This window comes from Nocardia sp. NPDC004604, assembly GCF_040609795.1.
Taxonomy (GTDB): Bacteria; Actinomycetota; Actinomycetes; order Mycobacteriales; family Mycobacteriaceae; genus Nocardia.
Map to the genome: position 1 here is coordinate 1 of NZ_JBEXLC010000163.1, position 19,561 is coordinate 19,561.

Here is a 19,561-nt window from a genome sequence, read left to right on the forward strand (position 1 = left end):
ACCACTCACCGCGGCGCGGCGTCGCGACGTCGACCGCCGCAGCCAGCGGGTCCGCAAAGCCCTCGCCGACATGCACAACGACGGATCCGACATCACCATCGCCGCGACCGCGGCCCGCGCTGGAGTGCACCGATCGTTCATCCACCGCCACTCAGACCTGCACGCCGCAGTCCTCACCGCGGCGGCCGAGGCCATCGAGAAACCGTCACCGGCGTCCACCACGATCAGCCATCGCTCCGCGCTCGCCGAAAACGCGAACCTTGCCGAGGCCAATCGCAGGCTCGCACAACGGATCCGGGAACTCGAAGAGCGGCTCTCCGAGCTGCTCGGCCAGCAGGCATTCGAACGGAGCGGGCTCGGCGCACCCACTGGCACCGCCGCATTGCAAGCTGACCTCGAGCACCACAAGCAGCTCGTCATCGACCTGCGCGGTCGCATCGATGAGCGCGACGAAGAACTCGCCGCCGCTCGCGAGGCCAACCGCAGCCTCATGGCCGAACTCAACCGGTCCTGACTCATCGAGCGGTCCGCGCGGTCGTTGGCATTTCGTCCCAGACCTGGCCGTCCAGCTCGCGGCCAGCGGCCTTCTTGCCAACTCGACGCATCGGTGCTCGCCCGGAATGGCGCGGAAGGTTCATAAGTCGCGTGGGTGGCTGTTCACCGAAGTACACGCCGTAGTCCGTTCCAGTCGCCTCTGACCGGCTAACCGGCGCCCATTCACCCCACTGCTCAGTTGACTGCACTAACTGGGGGAGTCGCCCCCCTTGGAGGGACGGGTTGATCACGCCGCGAGCTGGTAGTTGTCCGGGTGGACGCGCTCGTGTTCTCGGGCGAGGTGAAACGCCCAGTAGCTGGGGAAATCTCGGTTCTGGCTCAGTGCTCTGAGAGTGAGGATGGCTTCGGTGCCGGTCAATCCCTATCTGGCGCCGCCGATTTCGACGCGGTCACCGACGGTGTGGCGCACTGCTCCCTCGATTACTCCGGTAGCGATCGGCCATCCTTGGGCGAGGGCGGTGTCGTAGCGGAGGTAGTGGACGTGGCCGCGGAGGTAGCGGGTGGCGGCGTCAACGCCATGGCGCTGGCCGCTGGTCAGCCCGGCGGTGTCGGCTTGGGCTTCGATGGTGTGCGGCTCCCGGGCCGCCGCTTCCCTGCGCTCAAGCTCCTCGAGCCACGACGGCATCGCCGCCTCCACCACCAGAACCCCACACCCGACGACAAGAGCTCGGCAACCCCCACAACAGCCCCCCACCACGTCTCACCAGCTCAAAGCATGATCAACAGTCACCGAAAACGAGCTACTCCCTGCCGCTTTGTGCCCAACCGTAGTTCGCGATAGTTGTCGACGCCCGTCACTGCGAAGACGGCAGAAGTTGCTTGATCGCGGCTGGCAGATCGGCCGAGTCATAGCGGTAGGTGTCGCCGGCGCGAGAGTCCTCGATCTGTGTGATCTTCGCTTGCACGGCTGCCATCTGGTCGTCGGTGAGGTCGCCGACCAGCGTATCTGTCGTCACTCCCGCTTCCTCGGCCACACTTGTCGCGTAGGAATCCGGATCGTTGCCATCCTCGGCCGGCGCATAGTCGCGGAAGGCCTGCAAGATCGTCAGATTCTTCCATCTGTCTTGCCGCAGGAAGGCGGCGATCGCGGCATAGCCGACGTCGAAGGAGGGGAAGATCAAGAAGTTGTGCCAGTTGAACTTGTTGTTGTACTGACCGAAGTCGGTGCCGTTTTGCACACCGGTCAGGTTGCCCGGGTTGTTGTCCAACCAGGCGTAGGTGCCCGGGAACTTTTTCATGTGTGGCTGGCCCCGCCTGATCTCGTTGCCCAGGAACGTGTATTCGAAGATCTCCTTTCCGTGCCCCTGGTAATCGGTGCTGTCGTTTGGATCGGCGTTCGGAAACCACTCCAGCCGCGGGATTCCCGCAGCCTGCGACGTGTGGGGTGTCTGGGTGGAATTGTCGAACCAATACCAGACGTGGTCACCTGGTCCGACGGGTACAGCCTGAGAAGGTTCGCGCTGAAAATCGTAGTCACGAACGGTGTCGCCGCTCGTGACATGCACTTTAAGCGTGTCACCCGCTTCTCCTGAAATACTCCATTGAGCGGTCTGTGGTACTCGCTCAGCGTCGCAGTCATCCCATTGGGTCCAGCCGAGATGGGTTCCCGTGTAGTCTCCGCCGGAGCGAGTTATCTTCCACATCACCTCCCCAACTTTGTGCGGGCACTGCACGAGTGTTATTTCTCGGCGGACTGTCCCGATAAAGCCGTCCGGCGCACGACTCACCCCGATGACTCCACTCTTGTATCTCCAGAATCCGAGAATCGGGTCCGCTGCCGGTGCCGTCATAAGATCACTCCTCGAGGGTCATCAACGGTGGTAGCTATTCGGACGAGCGCGATCGGGGGGTGTCGGCTGGAGTTTCCCGGGTCGTGTGGTGAACCATGTTGGGGTGCCAGGCGATCCACTAGGCACGTGCCACAGCGGAGGACTTGGGATCGCGACACCCATCGCAAAGCTCAGCTCGGCGACCGATTCTGAGCATCTGGAGCGAGTGGACCGACCAGTTCCCGATGCTCGACGGGACGAGCGCTGATGCCGAGCAACGGCTTCGCCCTGTTACCGGTTACCATTTTGTTGATCTTGTCAGCATGCGAGGCCAGTGCGAACCCAACTTCCCGAGCTGCAGTAGTGAACTTCACCGAGCATGCAGATTCTCGAGCCTTCGCCGTACGCTTGGTTGTCGTAGAAGCATAGGCTCGATTCGGGTTCCTGCGGGCCAGCGGTGCTTACCGCGTCGGCTTCCTGGACGATGGGACTATCGGGATTTTCGGTAGGCCCTAACGGCGGAGACGGGACGAAGTCTTTATTCTCGCTCATCATTGAAATCCTTCCCCTTTGTTTGCCGGCGCTTGACAGCCAGCTGTCGCTGGATTCGTCTACCACGAATGCCCGTTCGCGCAGCCATGCTGACCTTGGGAATGGGCCACCATAGCGAGGCACGGCAACCCGCACTCCGGGCAGTTTGTACCGCAAATGCCCATAATCATTTCGTCCGCCCCGGCGAGTGGCACCGCAGGGATGCGAACCGCGTTTGCGCTGCCTCCGGACACCGGACGCGTCGCTGTTATCGCGATAGCCATGTTGTCCTTCCCCCTCGTCCTTCGATCGCTGCGTCGCCTCACACAGTAGGCCCCGGATTACGCTAGCCAGAGACCTTCGACGCGCTGGATGTGGTCTCTGCCCCGTCGGCGGATCTGATGAGAAAGACGTCATCGAGTGTCGGAATGGACATCACCCACCTGCACCTTTCGCTTACTTGGTAGCAAACGACCCGAGCCGTCACCGACGGTTGAGGGCAGCATCATCAACCGAGCACCGGACCACCAAACGGACCGCCGATATACAGAGGTACGCCGAAACCATCGATAACCGATTGATCAACTGCCCCTCAGCAGGGAATCCGTGACGCGAACCCGGCCAGATCGCTTGTCGGGGCCATATCGGCTGAGCCGGTCGAACAGGTCACCGCAGGCAGCAGACCCGCATGATGGCTCCCCAACTCATCCGTTCGCAAATCACAGCGTATTAGCACCTACGCGCCAACGTCAATCTGTCACCACCGTCAGCCGCCGAGTCCAGGTGAATCGCGATGTCGGCTCAGCCGGAGTGTCACACAGCCAAAGTGACTGAGTGTCCTGTAAGTCGTTGTGTGAGTTTGGGTGAGTCGGTGGGGTGTGGACCACCATGCCCCGCTGTTGCTGGCGCGGCGGCCAGACATGGCACAAGGCCCGTCCATCGGGTCACTGGACGGGCCTTGTCGGCGCGGGCGAGCCTATTGCTGGCGGAGTGGGTACTGGTCCCAGATCTCGCCGTCGAGGTGGCGGCCGTTCTCCTTGGGGGTGCGTCCACCCCACTGCTTGAAGAAGAGAGGGACCCCCGAATCAGCGCACTGGTCACGAATGTCACTCGCCCACTGCGGATGCATGGGACGCGCTTTCGGCCCGCTCTCACCACCGACGATGACCCAGTCGATGCCTTCCAGATTCAGACTCGGCAGCGGGCCGAGCAATGGCTCCAGCGACAGGAACCGCACCGCGGCTGGCGTCTTGCGCAATTCGTCAGCGCGCCAGCAGTATTCGTCCGACTCGATCGAGGTTCCCATCCACACATTCGGCAGCGGCCACGAAGCGTTGACGGCGAGCCAGTCGAATACATCGTCCCCGCCGTTACCGTCTTCGAACGGCATCGACTCCGCCATCCGCTCACGGAATGAACTGTCCGACAACAGCTTTGCCACACGACCAGGGCGCTTGGTCAGCACCTGGAACGTGTGTTGGCGGGCTACTCCCATGACAGCGAAAACCGATTCAAGGAATCCTCGCTCAACGCGCGCATGCCCGAGGTCGCTCATACTGTTGACGAAAACCATTCGAGGCTTACGCCAGTGCAGCGGCTCGATCAGCACATCGTGATGAACAGCGACACCGAAACCAGGACCACTGGTGCGCGGATCACCGTCGTTCTGGTATTTGGCTTTCCCCGCGTCGAGTTTCCCCTTTGCTACCAGCGAAATCTCCATGGCCTTGAGCCGCTTGGCCAGGGTCAGCGCATAGCAGTTGTCACAACCAGACGAAATCCGGTCGCATCCCGTCGTCGGATTCCACGTGACCTCAGTCCATTCGATCTTCGACGCGCTCACGACATTCTCCCGATCAAGTCCGTGCACGACATCTGTTGCGCACACAAAAATCGCTCCCGAACTGCGTAAACGTGCAGAGAATCGAATTTTTCCCCGACAGAAAGGTCGGACATGCTGTTGACGAACACCACCCGCGGCGTGCGCCAACGTGCCGGGATATCCAGAGCGGCAGGATGAATGCTCACACGAACCCTGGTCCGGAGGTGCGCGGGTCACCGTCACGCTGGTACTTGTCGGCACCCATCGCCTTGAGCCGCCTGGCCATCGCCAGCGCATAGCAGTTGAGGCATCCCTCGGAAATCCGGTCACACCCAGTGACCGGATTCCAGGTCACCTCAGTCCATTCGATGCTGGTCACTGCCCGGCTCCTCCCTCGATGTAGGCGCGGGCGGCGGTGAGGGTGCGGGGACTGCCCCGGCATCGGTTGACTCCCAACCTGTAGAGACTGCTCGGTCTCTGCTGTGAGAGGATGCGTCACCGTGCCGAAGCCCTACCCCGAAGAATTCCGTCGTGATGTGGTCGCCGTGGCCCGCAAGGGCGAGACGACACTGCGGCAGGTCGCGAAGGATTTCGGGATATCGGAGAGCTGCCTGGCCGGCTGGCTCAAACAAGCCGACATCGAGGACGGACACCGCGCCGGGGTAACCCGTGCTGAGTCGGACGAGCTGCGTGAACTGCGTAAACGTAACAAGCTGCTGGAACAGGAGAACGAGATTCTGCGGCGGGCGGCAGCGTTCTTCGCTCGCGAGTTGCCCCCAAAATGATGTACCCGCTGGTCCTGGACCTTGCCGCTGACCGAATCCCGGTGGCGGTGGCCTGCCGGGTGTTGGGCTTCTCGAAGCAGGCGTTCTACAAAGGTGAACTCCCGCAACAGGGTTCCGATCGTCGAGGGCGCGTAGACCTGGCCGAACACCGTGCTCATGCCGCCGCTGCGCAGCACATCGATATCGTCGATGCTGTCCGCGCCGGCGCACATCCCCGCGATCAGCGTCGCCAGCTTCGGGCCGGGGTTCGCCGACCCGGAGCGGATCCGCGGCTCGGCGATCGCCACCTTCTGCCTCAGCAATTCACCCAGCCCGGTTTGCTCGGCCAGACGCATCACCGGCACCAGACCGGCCAGCGACACCAGACTCTGATCATCGAACACCGCTGACTCCGCGGCGAACCTATGCGAAACTTGCACCCGAAGTGCCCTTCTGAACCGGACCGATCACTGCCTAGACAACAGCGATCATCCCAGCTCGAAGGGCACTTTGCTCATTCATCGCACACCGACAGGCACAAGCCCATCGGTGGATCCAGGCTTAGATCTCCCAGGCCCCGATCTACTGAGACATGTTCTGCCACAACGACGAATCGGTTGACCGATGGCTTGTCGAGTACTCGGTCCGTACGACGCCCGCATACAGGTCGGCGGAACTCCCGAATTACGCGGAGCGGGGGTCAGCCGACCGGGAGTTTGACCACCGGATTGGGGCCCAGATCGGTGATGTATACGTCTCCCGCCGAGTCGACCGCCACACCCTGGGGATTCTTCAGGCCGGTGAACGGCAGCGGGGTCGGCGTCGATGCGCCCGTCGACAACATCACCACCCATTTGTTACCCCAGTCGACGACGTATACATCTCCCGCCGGGTCGACCGCCAAGGCCTGAGGATCCTTTAGCCCGGTGAACGGCAACATGGTCGGTGCCGACGCGCCCGCCGCCAACATCTTCACCTGCTCGGTACCCAACTCGGTGACGTATACATTGCCCGCCGGGTCGACCGCCACACCATCGGGACCTTGGAGTCCCGTCAACGGCAGCGTCGTCGGCGCCGACGCGCCCGCCGCCAACCGCAGCACCCGATCATTACCCCGGTCGGCGACGTATACGTCTCCCGCCCTGTCGACCGCGACACCATGGGGATCCTTCAGGCCGGTGAACGGCAGCGCGGTCGGCGTCGACGCGCCGGCCGCCAACCTCAGCACCCGATCGTTGCTCGTGTCGCTGACGTATATGGTGCCCGCCGGGTCGACCGCCACATCCTGGGGATTCTTCAGGCCGGTGAACGGCAGCGGGGTCGGCGTCGACGCGCCGGCCGCCAACTTCAGCACCTGATCGTTACCCATGTCGGTGATGTATACGTTGCCCGCCGCGTCGACCGCCACACCGGTGGGCAGACTCACGTCGGTGAACGGCAGCGGAATCTGTGCCGAGTAGCCCGGGGTGATAGGTGCGGGCGAGTTGCCACCGCCGCCCGATTCCCGTTGGACACCGATGACGACAGCTACGGCGGCCACCACTGTCACCGCGACCGCGGCGACGAGCAGCCCGGCGGTCCTGGGCGACAATCTGATTCGCCGCCCTTGGCGCGCAGCCACGCCCCCAGTGGTGCTGACCGCGGAATCGCCGATCGCGGCGCCGGCCGCCGCGGCCAGCTCGCGCATGGTCTGGTAACGATCGTCGGGGTTTTTGGCCATTCCCTTGGCGATGACCGCATCGAACGCAGTCGGTACATCGGGTCTAGTGGTGCTGGGATGCGGCGGCGGGGTGTGCAGGTGATGGGCGATCACACCCTGCATCCCCAATTCGCTCGCAAATGGCGGCCGGCCGGTCAGGCACTCATACAGCACACACGTCAACGCGTACACGTCCACTCGGGCATCGGCCTTGACCTCCGTGCCGATCTCCTCCGGCGCCATGTAGGCGACGGTGCCGATGGTCTCGCCGGTCGTGGTCAGCGTACGGTCGTCGGCTGCGTGGGCGATCCCGAAGTCGATCAGGGAGGCGAACTCATCGGCCCCCAGCAGGATGTTGGTGGGTTTGACATCGCGGTGCACCAGCCCGGCGTCGTGGGCCGCCTGCAGCGCGCCGGCCACCTGCGCGATGATCGCTACTGCCCGCCGCGGCGACAAGGCCCCTTCTCGCGTGATCACCTTGCGCAGGTCGGTGCCCTCGATCAAGCGCATATTCAGATAGAGCCGACCGTCGATGTCGCCGAAGTCGTGGATGGGGATCACATGCGGCTCGGTCAACTGCGCCACCGCCCGGCACTCCCGGCGGAACCGCTCGCGCAGCTGCTCGTCATCAGCGAAGCGCTCGGGCAACAACTTGAGTGCCACCACCCGGTTGGTCAGCGAATCATGCGCCCGCCACACCTGGCCCATGCCGCCCTGACCCAGCAGCGACAGCAGCCGATAGCGTCCGAACACCTGCGCTGGCCCCCAAGTGGTGTCCCCGCCACTCACTGACGCGTCATCCATTGTGCCGTCCCGTGACCACCCGACTGGCAAACGGTGTACTTGCTTTGCATTCCAACCCCCGCTCGAGCGGGTAGCCACACAGTAGTTATTTAGCCAGGCCAGACAGTCGAGAGTCGGCGCTATCGTCGGCGCGCGAATTCCCAGCCACGCTCATGCCGACAAGTACACGGCCGGGCACTGCCCGCCACCGGTACGAGTGCGCGGATCGTGCCCAGAAATCCGCCAACAAACTTGTCGCAAGTTCAGCGTACCTCTGAGCCATACGACCAACTTCCCGAAGCCGGCCGCCCAGCACCAGTCGGAGGCCGGGCCATCTTGCATAAAGACCCGTCCAGTAGCGAACTGAATGCGATCCGGATCACCGTCGGCGCACTCGGACCGGGAGTGCACGCCCACCTGTCATCGGCCTACTTCGCGATCTGCTCGAAATGGGAACCGGCGACGCGTTGGGCGAACGCCGCCGTCACATTCATCCCCGCGCTGTGGGAACCCGACGCACCCGCCGCTGCAGCGGGATCGCAGCACGACCGCGTGCGCCAGGTGTGGTTTCACGGCGTGCACAGCGACATCGGCGGCGGCTATCCCGAACGCGGTGTCGTCGGCGAACCCGAGCAGCCGACGGCTGTCGCGGTGAGAGCTACCGCGTGTTCGCGGCCACCCGCGCACGGCTCATCCCCTTCGTGTGGTGACCACTCTGCCGCCGATGGCATCCGGGTGCCTGCACGATCACGGCGGGGCGATGGCGAGGTAGGCCGTGCTCCACAGCTGGGCGGCATCGGATTCGGTCACGTCGGCGGTGCCCGCGCCGAAGGCCACCGGCTGGTAGGCGCCGTCGCGGTAGATCCAGCTCCACAGTTCCGAATTCCGCATGGGTGCGACGGCATCGATCGTCTGCCACAGGGCTTTTCGCGCGACGATCAGCTGATCACGAACGCCGCCGGGCAGGTCCGTCCGGGCGAGCTGGCGATTCAGACCCGCGGCGAAGGCGGCCTGCACCCAGGACCAGGCGACGGTCCCGTGGTAGTCGTGTGCGGTGATCCGCTGCCGCACATCGGGATCGGCGAAGACCGGGTTCGCGACGAGCACGCCCGCACCGGTCGTCAGGCCCAGCGGAAACGGCGCGGCCATGATCGCGATCTCGCGCGCGAGCGCCTCGGGCGTGGGTGCGCCGAACAGCAAGTCGAAGACCTCGTCCGAATGCACGACGGGGATCGGCCCGCCGTCGGCGTCCAGGGCAATGGCATTGAAAGAGAAGGGATTCGAGCCGAGCGCGGCGAGCGCGTCGTCGGGCCGGACCTCGACCTCGGCCGCATAGGCCGTGACGGCACGGGCGGCGTCGGCATTGCCCATGGTCACCGAGAACAGACGGGCCGCCGTGGAGCGCCAGATCGTCGCGTCGGCGGCGGCTTGGGCCAACGCCGCCCGGTCCGTGGCACCGAGTGCGGGATCGAGCAGCCCGCTTCCGGCCAAGCGTGCGGCAGCCTCGAGCGCGGCGGGTACGAGTACGCAGTTCACGTCGTACGGGTACCACCCGCCCGCGAGGCCGTCGGCGCTGTCGCGCCACTGCCCCGCCGCCTGGCCGGGCGGCAGCCCGATCAGATTGGCGTACCGCGGATCCCGCGCGAACGCGCCCGCCGTCGCCACGACGCGTCGCAGGTTCCCGACCAGATCGGTCGCGCGACGGGGATCGGCTCGGAAGTAGTCGCGGGCATGCGCGGAACCGGCACGGTCGTCGAGCAGATAGGCGGCGATCACCGGTGCCAGCAGATAAGTCTCGTCGATCATTGCGTAGTCGTAGATCGGTGCGGCACTGGCGGTCCCGTCCTGGCGGCGATGCTGGAGGACGGCGTATTCCGATACCGACTCCTCGTGGGCGACCCGACCGTCCGGGCTCAGCCGGGTCAGGACCGAATCCAGTCCGGCCTCCACTGCCGCGGGTGCGAGCGCGGGCATGAGCAGCATCAGCGAGATGAGGGTGTCCCGGCCGAAGTAGGTGTCGAAATGCCATGAGCCGGCGAGGAACTTCTCCCGGTAGCCCAGGTACGCGAGCGTGTTCCCCGCGGAGCCGAGACGGCGCTGCGTGCCGTTGAGCAGATCGTTCCCCGGCAAGGGCGTCAGCGGTGTGTCACCGGTCAGCGAGGAGATCCGAAGGCCGATGCGACCGTCGGCACCCGCGGCCAGGGCCGTGCCGCCCGGTCGCACACTGCCGTCGATCACGGTGATGGTCAGGCGGTAGCCGGGCGCGCCGTCGAGGCGGTCTCGCGCCCAACCGAGCGTATTGCCCGAAACGGTAGGTGCGACAAGGACTTCCGGCGCAACCGTGCCGTGCTGATCGAAATCGCGCAGCACCCGGACACTGGACAGGATCGCCTGGTTCAGTACCAGTTCCGGGGCCGCGATCGTGGCCTCGAACGCGATACCGTACAGCGGCCGCCCGCGAGAATCGCTCTCCCGGCGCGGCTGCGGCGCACCGGTGACGGTCCAGGCGGCCGGGGCGGACAGGGGCGCGAACCATACTCCGACGCCGCTGTTACCGGCCGGGAAGGCCACCACCATCCGCGGGTCCCGGCCCGAGCGCAACACCAGATGCGCCGCGACCGGCCCCTCCCGGATGAATTCGTTGCTGTTCAGGCCCTCGGCAACCGTAAACCGAAGCCCTGCGGACCCCGATTCCCGTGCGCATCCGGTCCCGATCGCCAGCACCAGCGCGGTCCCTGCGGCCAGCACACCCCTGCCGATGCTCGTCATGATCCCATCATGGCCGGACGGCCCATCGTTCCCCGGACATCTCCGACCGCGCGCCGCCCGGACAATCGCTCGTCCGCAGGACGCCCGCGTGCTCCCGGACGGCCTCGTCACGAGTGGGAAGCATCGAGGTCCGGGCTACTCGGGCAAGCGCCCCACCTTCGGAGGGATCGGATCCCTACCGGCAGATCCGCGACACTGCCCGGCTCGCGGGGGAGTCCCGGTCGCCCGGCTGTCGGGCGCATTCGTCGCGGGCGGTCTTATGAATCCGGGAGCGTGGCGCGGTGCGACTCCGCGGCCGGTCCGGACACCCGTCCGACACGACCGGACCCCGAAGAAGCTTCGATCGAGCAGGCCATCCGCTATGTCAAACCGATGATTGGGAATATTCCTCTATAGAACAAAGAATTATCTTCAGTATTGTAGCGAATCGTACGCATAATCTTCACACTAACTCCCGACAAAGTGCGGCGGGTCACCGTCACCTGACCGCCCAGTACGAGGAGTGCAGATGAAGATCGGAATCCGTCCGAATCTGTGGCCGAGGCACATGGATACGCCGCGCGTACCGATGCAGTCGCCTAGCAGCACCTGATCGTCATCGGCTCCCGGCCGGCCGCGTCTATGAGGGGAGCGGCCGACCAGGGTGGCCCGTGATCGAGAACCATTGCGATACGGACCGATACGCTGCGGGACCGAGCATCGGTCGAGACCGTGGCATCACCCCTCGAGGTATCGGTCGGGGCAACGTACACAGCTTCGTGTTCGTAACAAAGACGTCAGCTCCCTCCGATCGCCAATCGGAATCCCGACGGGACCTGCCCACCGGTCCGCCACGGCATCCGTGCGCGGCAGCAGCGACGCAGGACTCGCAGCCCCCGTATCCGGCGGCCTCGTACGGCGGCGACCGCTGTCGCGCCGCACACAAGTAGGACTCATCCGGAAATGTCGACTGGTCATTGCGTTGCCCGAGGAAACGATAAGCCGTGAATTCCGAACAATGGACTCCGCCGGAAGGTGATCTGCACCTGCGGATCTGGCTGGCCGGTAGGGGCTTGGACTACGCCGCCACCGCGGCGGCAGTACGCAATTTGGTCCACGACTGGAAACGAAAGCGCTGGTGCACAATCGAATTGATGCACGAAGCCGTAGAGAACCGCCGGCGGCTGCCGCGCCTGCCGTACGAACGATTGTTCCTCGGGCCATGATCAGCGGCGCCAGATGTTAATGGCGCGACCTGCACTGTTGCCTTGTAGGCAGATCCCCCTTTCCGTGCAAAGCAAAGAGGCGCCGGGATCGATCACCGCGGTGACCGACGCGACGTAGCCGACGCGTCGGTCGGCGGTACCGGCTCCGTGGCACCGGCCCGACCGCCTGTCCCAGCCCCCAGGACTGGTTGCGCGAGGTCGTCGAGGGCACTGCGCACCCCGCGGGCGAACACCTCCACGTCCGGGCAGCTGTCCTGGTCAGCGGCGGCAGTGAAGTTGAGCTGGCCGGCATACGACATGGCGGCGACGACGAGAGTCAGGTTGCCCATGGGCGGCAGTAGGGGGAACACCTCCAGCAGCGGTGCGCCGGCGAGATACAGCCGCATCGGCGGACCCGGGACGTTGCTCACGACCAGGTTCACTGACCGCTGCCGCGGAAACAGCCGGTACCAGATGCGCTGGCCGACAACGAATCTGAAGATCCCGCTGCCTGCCTCGGGGCGAACCTTGTGCTTCCGTGCGCTCGTCTCTGCGGTGATCAACGTGAGCCGGCGCAGCGGGTCCGGTTCACCGACCGGCAGCGGCACCATCATCCATCCGGGCGTGTTGCCTTGTGCCTCGCCGGGCCGCGCTTCGTGGTGGGAGATGGTCACCATCGCGCGCTGGACGAGCCCTTGGACATCCTCGCTGCGGCTTGCCAGCAGCTGGCGCAGGCCGCCGGCGACCGCGGTCAGCACCACGTCGTTGACCGTGGCGTGATGGACATGGGCGACGTGTTTCATGGGGTCGAGGCGGCCGCGGACGATGGTCAGTCGGCGCTCGGGGCCTACGGGGCGGTTGAGGCTGGTTCGTGGGGCCGGCTTTTCGGTGAGCACCTCCCGCCAGGCCGGCCACGCGCGACGCGCCAGGCGCAGTGTTCTGCTCGGATGAACAAGGCCCGACCACCCGTGCCCTAGTTCCCGTCGGCGGCGGCGCAGGTTGTCGCGGAACAGTTCACCGGTGGACGGGGTGGGTGTCGGCGTCCATGGTGGTGCACCATCGACGGGCGCGTCGGCGGTCCGGTCGAGCAGCGCCCCGAAGGCGGCCATCGCGGCGGGGCCGTCGGCGAGGACGTGATGCAGCTTCAAGAACGCACCGACCCGGTGGTCCGGCAGACCGGGCAGCAGCCACAGCTCCCACCGCGGCCGGGCGGGATCGAACGGTCGCCGGGCCAGCTGCTGGCATGTCTGCAACAACTGGTCCTGGTCGCCGGGCGCGGCAAGCGCACGGACGTGGATGTGCTCAGCGAGGTCGAAGGAGGGCGCGTCGATCCACAGCGGCCAGCCCAGCCCGAGGCGAGGCCGATACAGCAGCTGCCGGAAGCGCGGCACCAAGTGCATTCTCGGCTCGAGGTGTCGCCGGACCGCGTCGAGTCGGACGCCGCCGTCCTCGTCGAGCAGGCTTGTCCCGTCGAGGATGGCGAGCCCGCCGATGTCGGTGGACCAGCCGTAGTCGTCCCAGAGCAGCAGGAACAGGTCCGAAGCGGTCACCCGTTCCAGTAGACGGATCTCGGCCATGACCTCACATCCCTTCCTGGTGGCCTAGACAGCCGCCGCGGTTCCGAGGCCTTGGAGGAACGAGTAAACAGCGATTCCTCCGGCGTGCTTGTCTGCGAGTTCCCTGAGCTCCTGGGAGACCTCGCCGAAGGCGGTCATGCGGTGGTCGTAGGCGTACTTCTCGAAGAGGATCGCCCGCGCGTCCATGACGTGTGTGTTGTGCTCGATCAGGCCTTGTCCACTCGGGTACACCTCGTGGACCTCGCATTCGGTTCCGTCCTCGCTGATGAACCAGTCGAAGCGAAGGGTCTGCGTGTCCTTCTCTCGGGTCAGCCGCATGATCTCGGCCGCTAGAGCCTTGAACCCTTCCAGTTGACCTGGACGAATCTTCATGTGTGCGTGCACTTCCAGATGTCCCATAACTCCTCCCGTCATCGACATCGGGTGCGGTCGTGCTGACCGAGCAAGACCGGGTGCGCCGAAACGAACACCCACTCATCGGCGAGAGCATCGTCCTCCTCGAGGTAGCCGACGAAGCGGTGGGCGTTATCCGAGAGCGCGGCCAGCAGCGCGTGGCACGCCCGCATTGCCTACGCCTGCGCAGTGGCGCCGGCGTCTGTCGAGTCGGGATTCTCGCGTTCGACTTCGATCGAGTAGTCCGCGGCGAGCGCGGCGAGCGCTCCGATGGCGGCCACGGTGGGCGCGAGGAGGAAGCCGACCACGCCGACCGTCACGGGGACCTCCATCACGGTCTTGCCGTCGGAGTCCTTGATGATGATCCGACGAACGTTGCCTTCGTGGACCAGTTCCTTGACCCTCTCCACCAGGTGGCCACCCTGCACGTCGATCTGCTCTGTCGATGTCGTCGCTCGCTGCGTCATTCCGTTCACCGCCTCCGCTGGGCTGTCGGGCAGACCGCGTCCGCTCCGTTCCTGCGGCTCAGCCTCGATATCCGGCTCTTGGCCGGGACCCCTGTTGTTCTTCACATCGTCGTCTTCGGGACCACCTCGCGGCAGGGCCGAAGGTCCACCCCGCACCGGGCCGACCGGCCCGACTGCCGGGGTCCTCGCCACCCGTTGATCGGTACCGCGCCCCGCAACGCCAATGTCAGCACGGGGCTGTCCTATGTCAGCACGGGGCTGTCCTATGTCGGCGCCGATACCCGCCGATGCGCCGGTCACGATCGCGGTGGTATTCGGGATCGCCGCATCGTCGCCGTTAGCGAACGAGCGTCATGACGGTTCGGTAATGCCCTGTGGCACTTCGGCTTCGGTGTCGCGGGCGAATCGGCGTTCGAGTTCGGCACCCTCGATATCGAGGTCGGGGATGTAGTGGGCGAACCAGCGCGGGTGGTACCACATCCGGTTTCCGATCAGGGCCATGACCGCGGGCACCAGGGTCAGCCGGACGATGAAGGCATCGAACAGCACGCCGATCGCCAGGGTGAACGCCAGTGGTTTGACGATCGGATTGTCGGTGGTGGTGAACGCGACGAACACCCCGAACATGATCAGCGCGGCGGCGGTGACGACGCGCGCGGAGTGCGCGACGCCGTTCTGCACCGAGGCGATCGCATCGGCGGTGCGGGTGTATTCCTCCTTGATCCGCGAGACGACGAAGATCTGATAGTCGCTGGACAGGCCGAAGATGATGGCCAAGGTGATGATCGGCAGGAAGCTCAGCGTCTGCGCCTTGTTGACATCGAAAAGACTTGCGCCCCAGCCCCATTGGAATACGGCCACCTGCGCGCCGAGGGCGGCGAACACCGAGAGGATGAAGCCGACGATCGAGGTCAGCGGGACGAGAATCGTACGGAAGGCGATGGTGAGCAAGAGCAGCGCCAGACCCACCACGACCGCGAGGAAGATGGGCAGTGCCCCGGCCAGCCGCTTCGAGGTGTCGATATTGGCCGCCGTGGTACCACCGACCAGATACGTTGCACCGGTGCCGCTTTCGATGCGGTCACGGTCGTCGCGCAACCGGTTCACCAGATCGGTCGTCGCGGAGTCGTTGGGGCCGGTCTTGGGAACGACCTGGATCAGCACCAACCCGTTCCCGGAGGCCGCGGGCTGTACGGCGGCGACGTCGGGTTCCTGCTGCAGCCGGCCGATCAGCGTTTGCGCGGCGTCCGGGCCGGTGGCCTTGGACAGGTCGGTGACCACCAGCAGGGGTCCGTTGAAACCGGGGCCGAAGGACCGGCTGACCAGGTCATAGGCCTTGCGGGCGGTGCTCTTCTCCGGCTGGGTGGCACCGCTGGGCAGCCCGAGGTCCATGCGGGTGGCCGGAATGGCCGCGGCGACGAGAATCGCTATGCCGAGGACCAGCAACGGGATACGGAATCGGGTGACGAAACGTCCCCACGCATGCCCGGCCGTGCGCTCGGGCTCGTAGGCGGCGATGCGCGCCACCTCCTCCGCCTTGCCCGGATGCAGCGGCGGTGAGATGAACTTGGCGACGGTGTCACCGGCGAAGCCCAGCAGCGCGGGCAGCAGCGTCAATGCGACGAGCATGGCCACCAACACCGCGCCGGCGGCCGTCAGACCCATGACGGTGAGGAACGGTATGCCCGCCACCGTCAGCCCGCACAGCGCAATGATGACCGTTATCGCCGCGAACACCACCGAACTGCCCGCTGTCCCGACCGCCAGCGGAATCGCCTCCGACGCAGCCATTCCCAGCACGATGTGATGCCGATGCCGCGACAGGATGAACAGCGCGTAATCGATGCCACAGGACAGACCGAGCATCAGGGCCAGCGAGGTCGCGGCCGACGGCACGTCGACGAAGGCGGCCACTCCCAGAATCCCGGTGAGCCCGATGCCGACACCCACCAACGCCGTAATGATGGGCAACCCCGCGGCGACCACCGCACCGAAGGTGATCAGCAGGATGACGAATGCCGCGACGATGCCGAGAAGCTCCGGGGTGTGCGGGATCTCGGCCGTGAAGCCCGGATACACCGCACCCGAGAACTGCACGTCGAGACCGGCCTCGCGCGCGGGGGCCGCGAGGCGGTCCACCCCGTCGAGGGTGTCCCCGCCGACCTCACCGGCCGACACCGAGAATTGCACGGTGCCCAGTGCGACACGCTGATCCGGCGACACCGCCTTGGCCTGGAACGGGTCGACGACCACAGCGACCTGCGGGAGTCCCTGCAAGCCGGTCATGGTCTGTTCGATCTCGGTCCGCACCTGCTGGTCGGTCACCTTGGCCAGACCGGGCGTAGCGAACACGACTTGCATCTGCGCACCACTGAACGTCGGCATCCGCTGCCGCAGCAATGACACGGCATCCTGCGACTCGGTACCGGGAACCGTGAAATTGTCGTTCGTCTTCCCACCGGTTCCCGCGGCGAAACAGATCGCGCCGACCAGTAGCACGATCCACACCACCAGCACCCACCAGCGGCGACGCACTGCCACCCGACCAAGAGCGAACAGATACCGAGACACGCGGGTCCTCTCCTTGAGACACCAACGGACACAGCAACGGAGCGAGCACGCACTACGTCGGTACAATAACACGTAATATGATGATTTCCTCATAAACGCAGAAATGGTCAGCAACTGAGCTGCAACAGTGTGCCGAACAGGGCTGGCGCGACGCCATCGGGGCCTTCGTCGACACCTTTCGCCAACCACCGTTCGGCCGCCTCCGCTGGCGCCGCGGCGCTGTACACCAGCGCCGCGGTCCGAGAACTGTGGTCTCAGGTGATGGCACAGTTCGTCGAGGACGCGGAGGCTCGAGTTGCCGTAGCTGTAAACGCCCGGGCGTGACGGTGGGCCGGTACGGCGGAGGCCCACCGGTGCCCGCTTGTCAGCGGATACAGTGACCCACCACAGTGCAGGCGGGCGCCGATAGCTGCTGATCACGCCGCTCCGAAAGCTGCCGCCACGATCGCGATACCGGCCTTCGCCATCTCCCGCCTGCGGACCAGCCGCATCGAGCCCGTAAGTCCTTGCAACACAGTGGTTCTCGCATGAGACGCCGCGGCAACCATGATGGTCGCTATGATCGAATTGTCGGGGCCGATGTTCTGCCTCGTGAGGTGATCGTATGGTTTGCTACCACCGCAGCCGGTGCGAAGCCACGCGGCGACTCCCGCCGATGCCGAATCACCGGAATTCGGCATGGTGAGGCAATAGGCCATGCCGGAATTCGACCCCACCGCAACCCAGCGTGACCTGCAGGTCGGTCTCGCTGCCGAACTGGCCGCGGCCGGATTCTTCGATGCAGAGGAGATCGGGCGGGGCGGTTTCGGCGTCGTCTACCGCTGCTTCGAACGATCACTGGACCGCGCCGTGGCGGTGAAGGTCCTCACCGCGGAATTCCGCGGTGAGGACCGGGAACGGTTCGTCCGCGAACAGCATGCGCTGGGGCGGCTGTCGGGGCATCCGAACATCGTGCAGGTCCTGCAGGCCGGTATCACCGCCACCGGTCGGCCCTATATCGTCATGCCGTTCCACTCCCGAGGTTCGCTGGAGAACCGGTTACGCACGACCGGACCGATACCGTGGGACGAGGTGCTGTCCATCGGTGAACGCATCGCCGGGGCGCTGGCCGCCGCACATGCCGAGGGAACCATCCACCGCGATGTGAAACCCGCCAATATCCTGGTCACCGACTACGACGAACCGCAACTGGCCGACTTCGGCCTCGCCCGCATCGGCGGCGGCTTCGAGACGGCGACCGGACTCATCACCGGCACACCCGCATTCACCGCACCCGAGGTGCTGGGTGGTGCGCAACCGAGACCGGCTTCTGATATCTACAGTCTCGGCGCGACGCTGTTCTGCCTGTTGACCGGGCACGCGGCCTTCGAACGCCGGACCGGCGAGAGCGTAATGGCGCAATTCGTGCGCATGACGACCGAGCCGATCCCGGACCTGAAGGGGACAGCGATTCCGGCCGATGCGGTCGCCGCCATCGAAGCGGCCATGGCGATCGATCCGGCGGCCCGCCCGGAATCCGCTGCCGCTTACCAGCATCTATTGCGGGACGCACTGCGCGACCACGTTCCGGCCGCCGGTCCCGCCCGCGCGGTCCGCGCCGAACCGGCCGCGCCGCAGTACGTTCTACCCCAACCGGTAGGACCTGCGGTCCCACCGGCCGCGCTGACCAAATTCCGGCCACCGACGCCGCCGCGCGCGCTCATGGGCCGTCCCCGGTTGCTTGGCATGCTGCGCGAAGGCCAGCAGCGTCGGCTGACCGTAATCCACGCACCGGCCGGATTCGGAAAGAGCACCTTGGCCGCTCAATGGGCGAGCACCCTGGAATCCGAGGGGGTTCAGATCGCCTGGCTCACCATCGATGGCGATGACAACAATGCCGTCTGGTTTCTGGCGCATCTGGTCGACGCGATCCGCCGGACCCGACCGGCGCTCGGCCGTGAACTGAACCAGATCCTGGAGGAACGCGCGACCGACGCCACCCGCTATGTGATCACCGCACTGATCAACGAAATCCACTCCAGCGGAGAAACATTCGCTGTGGTCATCGATGACTGGCACCAGGTCACCGATCGCAATGCGCTCGCGGCGATGGAATTCCTGCTCGACAATGCCTGCCACCATCTGCGCCTCATCGTCACCAGCCGAAGCCCGGCCGGACTCCCGATCAGCCGGATGCGCGTGCGCGACGAACTCGTCGAAATCGATTCCGAAGATCTGCGCTTCGACGATGCGGAGACCAGTTCATTCCTCCTCAATGTCAATCAGCTGCCATTGACCGCGGCCGATATCACGCAGCTGCGTGAATCGACCGCGGGCTGGGCGGCCGCGCTGCAACTCGCGTCGATGTCATTGCGCGGCAAGGAAAATCCCGCCGAATACATCGGACGGCTGTCCGGGCACAGCTACGCCATCAGCGAATACGTCGCGGCGAATGTACTGAATACAGTGGACCCCGCCCTGCTCGACTTCCTGGTGTCGATCTCGGTGACCGATACCATCTGCGGCGACCTCGCCAACAGACTCGCCGACGTGACGTATGGACAGGAAATGCTCGAGGAGGCCGAGCATCTGGACCTGTTCCTGCGTCGCGTCGATGACGACTCGGAATGGTTCCGATTCGACCGGCTCTTCGCGGATCTGATGCGGCACCGGCTCGCCCGCCAGGACCCGCCGCGGC

The 19,561-nt window shown here is 65.4% G+C and carries 13 protein-coding genes and 5 pseudogenes; 6 read left to right on the forward strand and 12 right to left on the reverse strand.

Annotated elements, in window-relative coordinates:
• On the forward strand, positions 1-514 hold a 514-nt coding region (locus ABZW16_RS36980; RefSeq protein WP_354960788.1), incomplete at its 5' end, for a DUF6262 family protein.
• 267 nt (positions 515-781) lie between these two features.
• Here the strand turns inward: ABZW16_RS36980 and ABZW16_RS36985 are convergent.
• The 4 genes and pseudogenes from ABZW16_RS36985 to ABZW16_RS37000 form a co-directional block, all read right to left on the reverse strand.
• Positions 782-1,054: pseudogene (locus tag ABZW16_RS36985) on the reverse strand (ISKra4 family transposase); the annotation flags it as partial.
• Between the two features lie 295 nt (positions 1,055-1,349).
• Positions 1,350-2,345, reverse strand: a complete 996-nt coding sequence (locus tag ABZW16_RS36990; RefSeq protein WP_354960789.1) for a hypothetical protein — start codon at positions 2,343-2,345, stop codon at positions 1,350-1,352.
• Between the two features lie 1,486 nt (positions 2,346-3,831).
• Positions 3,832-4,698 carry a phage Gp37/Gp68 family protein gene (locus ABZW16_RS36995; RefSeq protein WP_354960790.1) on the reverse strand — a complete coding sequence of 289 codons (867 nt, stop codon included), beginning with the start codon at positions 4,696-4,698 and terminating at the stop codon, positions 3,832-3,834.
• Positions 4,699-4,799: 101 nt separating this feature from the next.
• A pseudogene (locus ABZW16_RS37000) lies at positions 4,800-5,119 on the reverse strand (DUF5131 family protein); the annotation flags it as partial.
• A gap of 58 nt (positions 5,120-5,177) precedes the next feature.
• Between ABZW16_RS37000 and ABZW16_RS37005 the strand changes: the two are divergent.
• Positions 5,178-5,551: pseudogene (locus ABZW16_RS37005) on the forward strand (transposase); the annotation flags it as partial.
• Here ABZW16_RS37005 and ABZW16_RS37010 read toward each other — a convergent pair.
• Both ABZW16_RS37010 and ABZW16_RS37015 read right to left on the reverse strand, forming a co-directional pair.
• Positions 5,552-5,881: pseudogene (locus tag ABZW16_RS37010) on the reverse strand (IS1380 family transposase); the annotation flags it as partial.
• Between the two features lie 260 nt (positions 5,882-6,141).
• Entirely contained in the window at positions 6,142-7,944 is a 1,803-nt protein-coding gene (locus ABZW16_RS37015) for a serine/threonine-protein kinase PknD (RefSeq protein ID WP_354960791.1), read from the reverse strand.
• A 384-nt stretch (positions 7,945-8,328) separates the two neighbouring features.
• Here ABZW16_RS37015 and ABZW16_RS37020 point away from each other — a divergent pair.
• A pseudogene (locus ABZW16_RS37020) lies at positions 8,329-8,523 on the forward strand (DUF2235 domain-containing protein); the annotation flags it as partial.
• A gap of 147 nt (positions 8,524-8,670) precedes the next feature.
• Here the strand turns inward: ABZW16_RS37020 and ABZW16_RS37025 are convergent.
• On the reverse strand, positions 8,671-10,692 hold the full coding sequence (locus tag ABZW16_RS37025) for a hypothetical protein (protein ID WP_354960792.1): 2,022 nt from the start codon (positions 10,690-10,692) through the stop codon (positions 8,671-8,673).
• Between the two features lie 983 nt (positions 10,693-11,675).
• Here ABZW16_RS37025 and ABZW16_RS37030 point away from each other — a divergent pair.
• Positions 11,676-11,897 (forward strand): hypothetical protein, encoded by a 222-nt coding sequence (locus ABZW16_RS37030; RefSeq protein ID WP_354960793.1) that lies wholly within the window; start codon positions 11,676-11,678, stop codon positions 11,895-11,897.
• Between the two features lie 92 nt (positions 11,898-11,989).
• On the opposite strand, the gene ABZW16_RS37035 is transcribed toward ABZW16_RS37030, so the two are convergent.
• The 5 genes from ABZW16_RS37035 to ABZW16_RS37055 form a co-directional block, all read right to left on the reverse strand.
• Positions 11,990-13,453: a wax ester/triacylglycerol synthase family O-acyltransferase gene (locus ABZW16_RS37035; protein WP_354960794.1), complete on the reverse strand. Its 1,464-nt coding sequence runs from the start codon at positions 13,451-13,453 to the stop codon at positions 11,990-11,992.
• Between the two features lie 24 nt (positions 13,454-13,477).
• Complete coding sequence (locus ABZW16_RS37040) at positions 13,478-13,852, reverse strand: hypothetical protein (protein WP_354960795.1); 375 nt, start codon at positions 13,850-13,852, stop codon at positions 13,478-13,480.
• An 11-nt stretch (positions 13,853-13,863) separates the two neighbouring features.
• The gene (locus tag ABZW16_RS37045) at positions 13,864-14,019 is read right to left on the reverse strand and encodes a hypothetical protein (RefSeq protein WP_354960796.1); all 156 of its coding nucleotides are present in this window, start codon (positions 14,017-14,019) and stop codon (positions 13,864-13,866) included.
• A 3-nt stretch (positions 14,020-14,022) separates the two neighbouring features.
• Positions 14,023-14,313 carry a DUF4342 domain-containing protein gene (locus ABZW16_RS37050; protein WP_354960797.1) on the reverse strand — a complete coding sequence of 97 codons (291 nt, stop codon included), beginning with the start codon at positions 14,311-14,313 and terminating at the stop codon, positions 14,023-14,025.
• A gap of 351 nt (positions 14,314-14,664) precedes the next feature.
• Entirely contained in the window at positions 14,665-16,884 is a 2,220-nt protein-coding gene (locus ABZW16_RS37055; RefSeq protein ID WP_354960798.1) for an MMPL family transporter, read from the reverse strand.
• A gap of 129 nt (positions 16,885-17,013) precedes the next feature.
• On the opposite strand from ABZW16_RS37055, the gene ABZW16_RS37060 reads away from it, so the two are divergent.
• Both ABZW16_RS37060 and ABZW16_RS37065 read left to right on the forward strand, forming a co-directional pair.
• A complete protein-coding gene (locus ABZW16_RS37060) occupies positions 17,014-17,208 on the forward strand; it encodes a hypothetical protein (RefSeq protein WP_354960799.1) in 195 nt (64 codons plus the stop codon).
• Positions 17,209-17,580: 372 nt separating this feature from the next.
• Positions 17,581-19,561: protein kinase (locus ABZW16_RS37065; protein ID WP_354960800.1), on the forward strand; the 1,981-nt coding region annotated here is incomplete at its 3' end.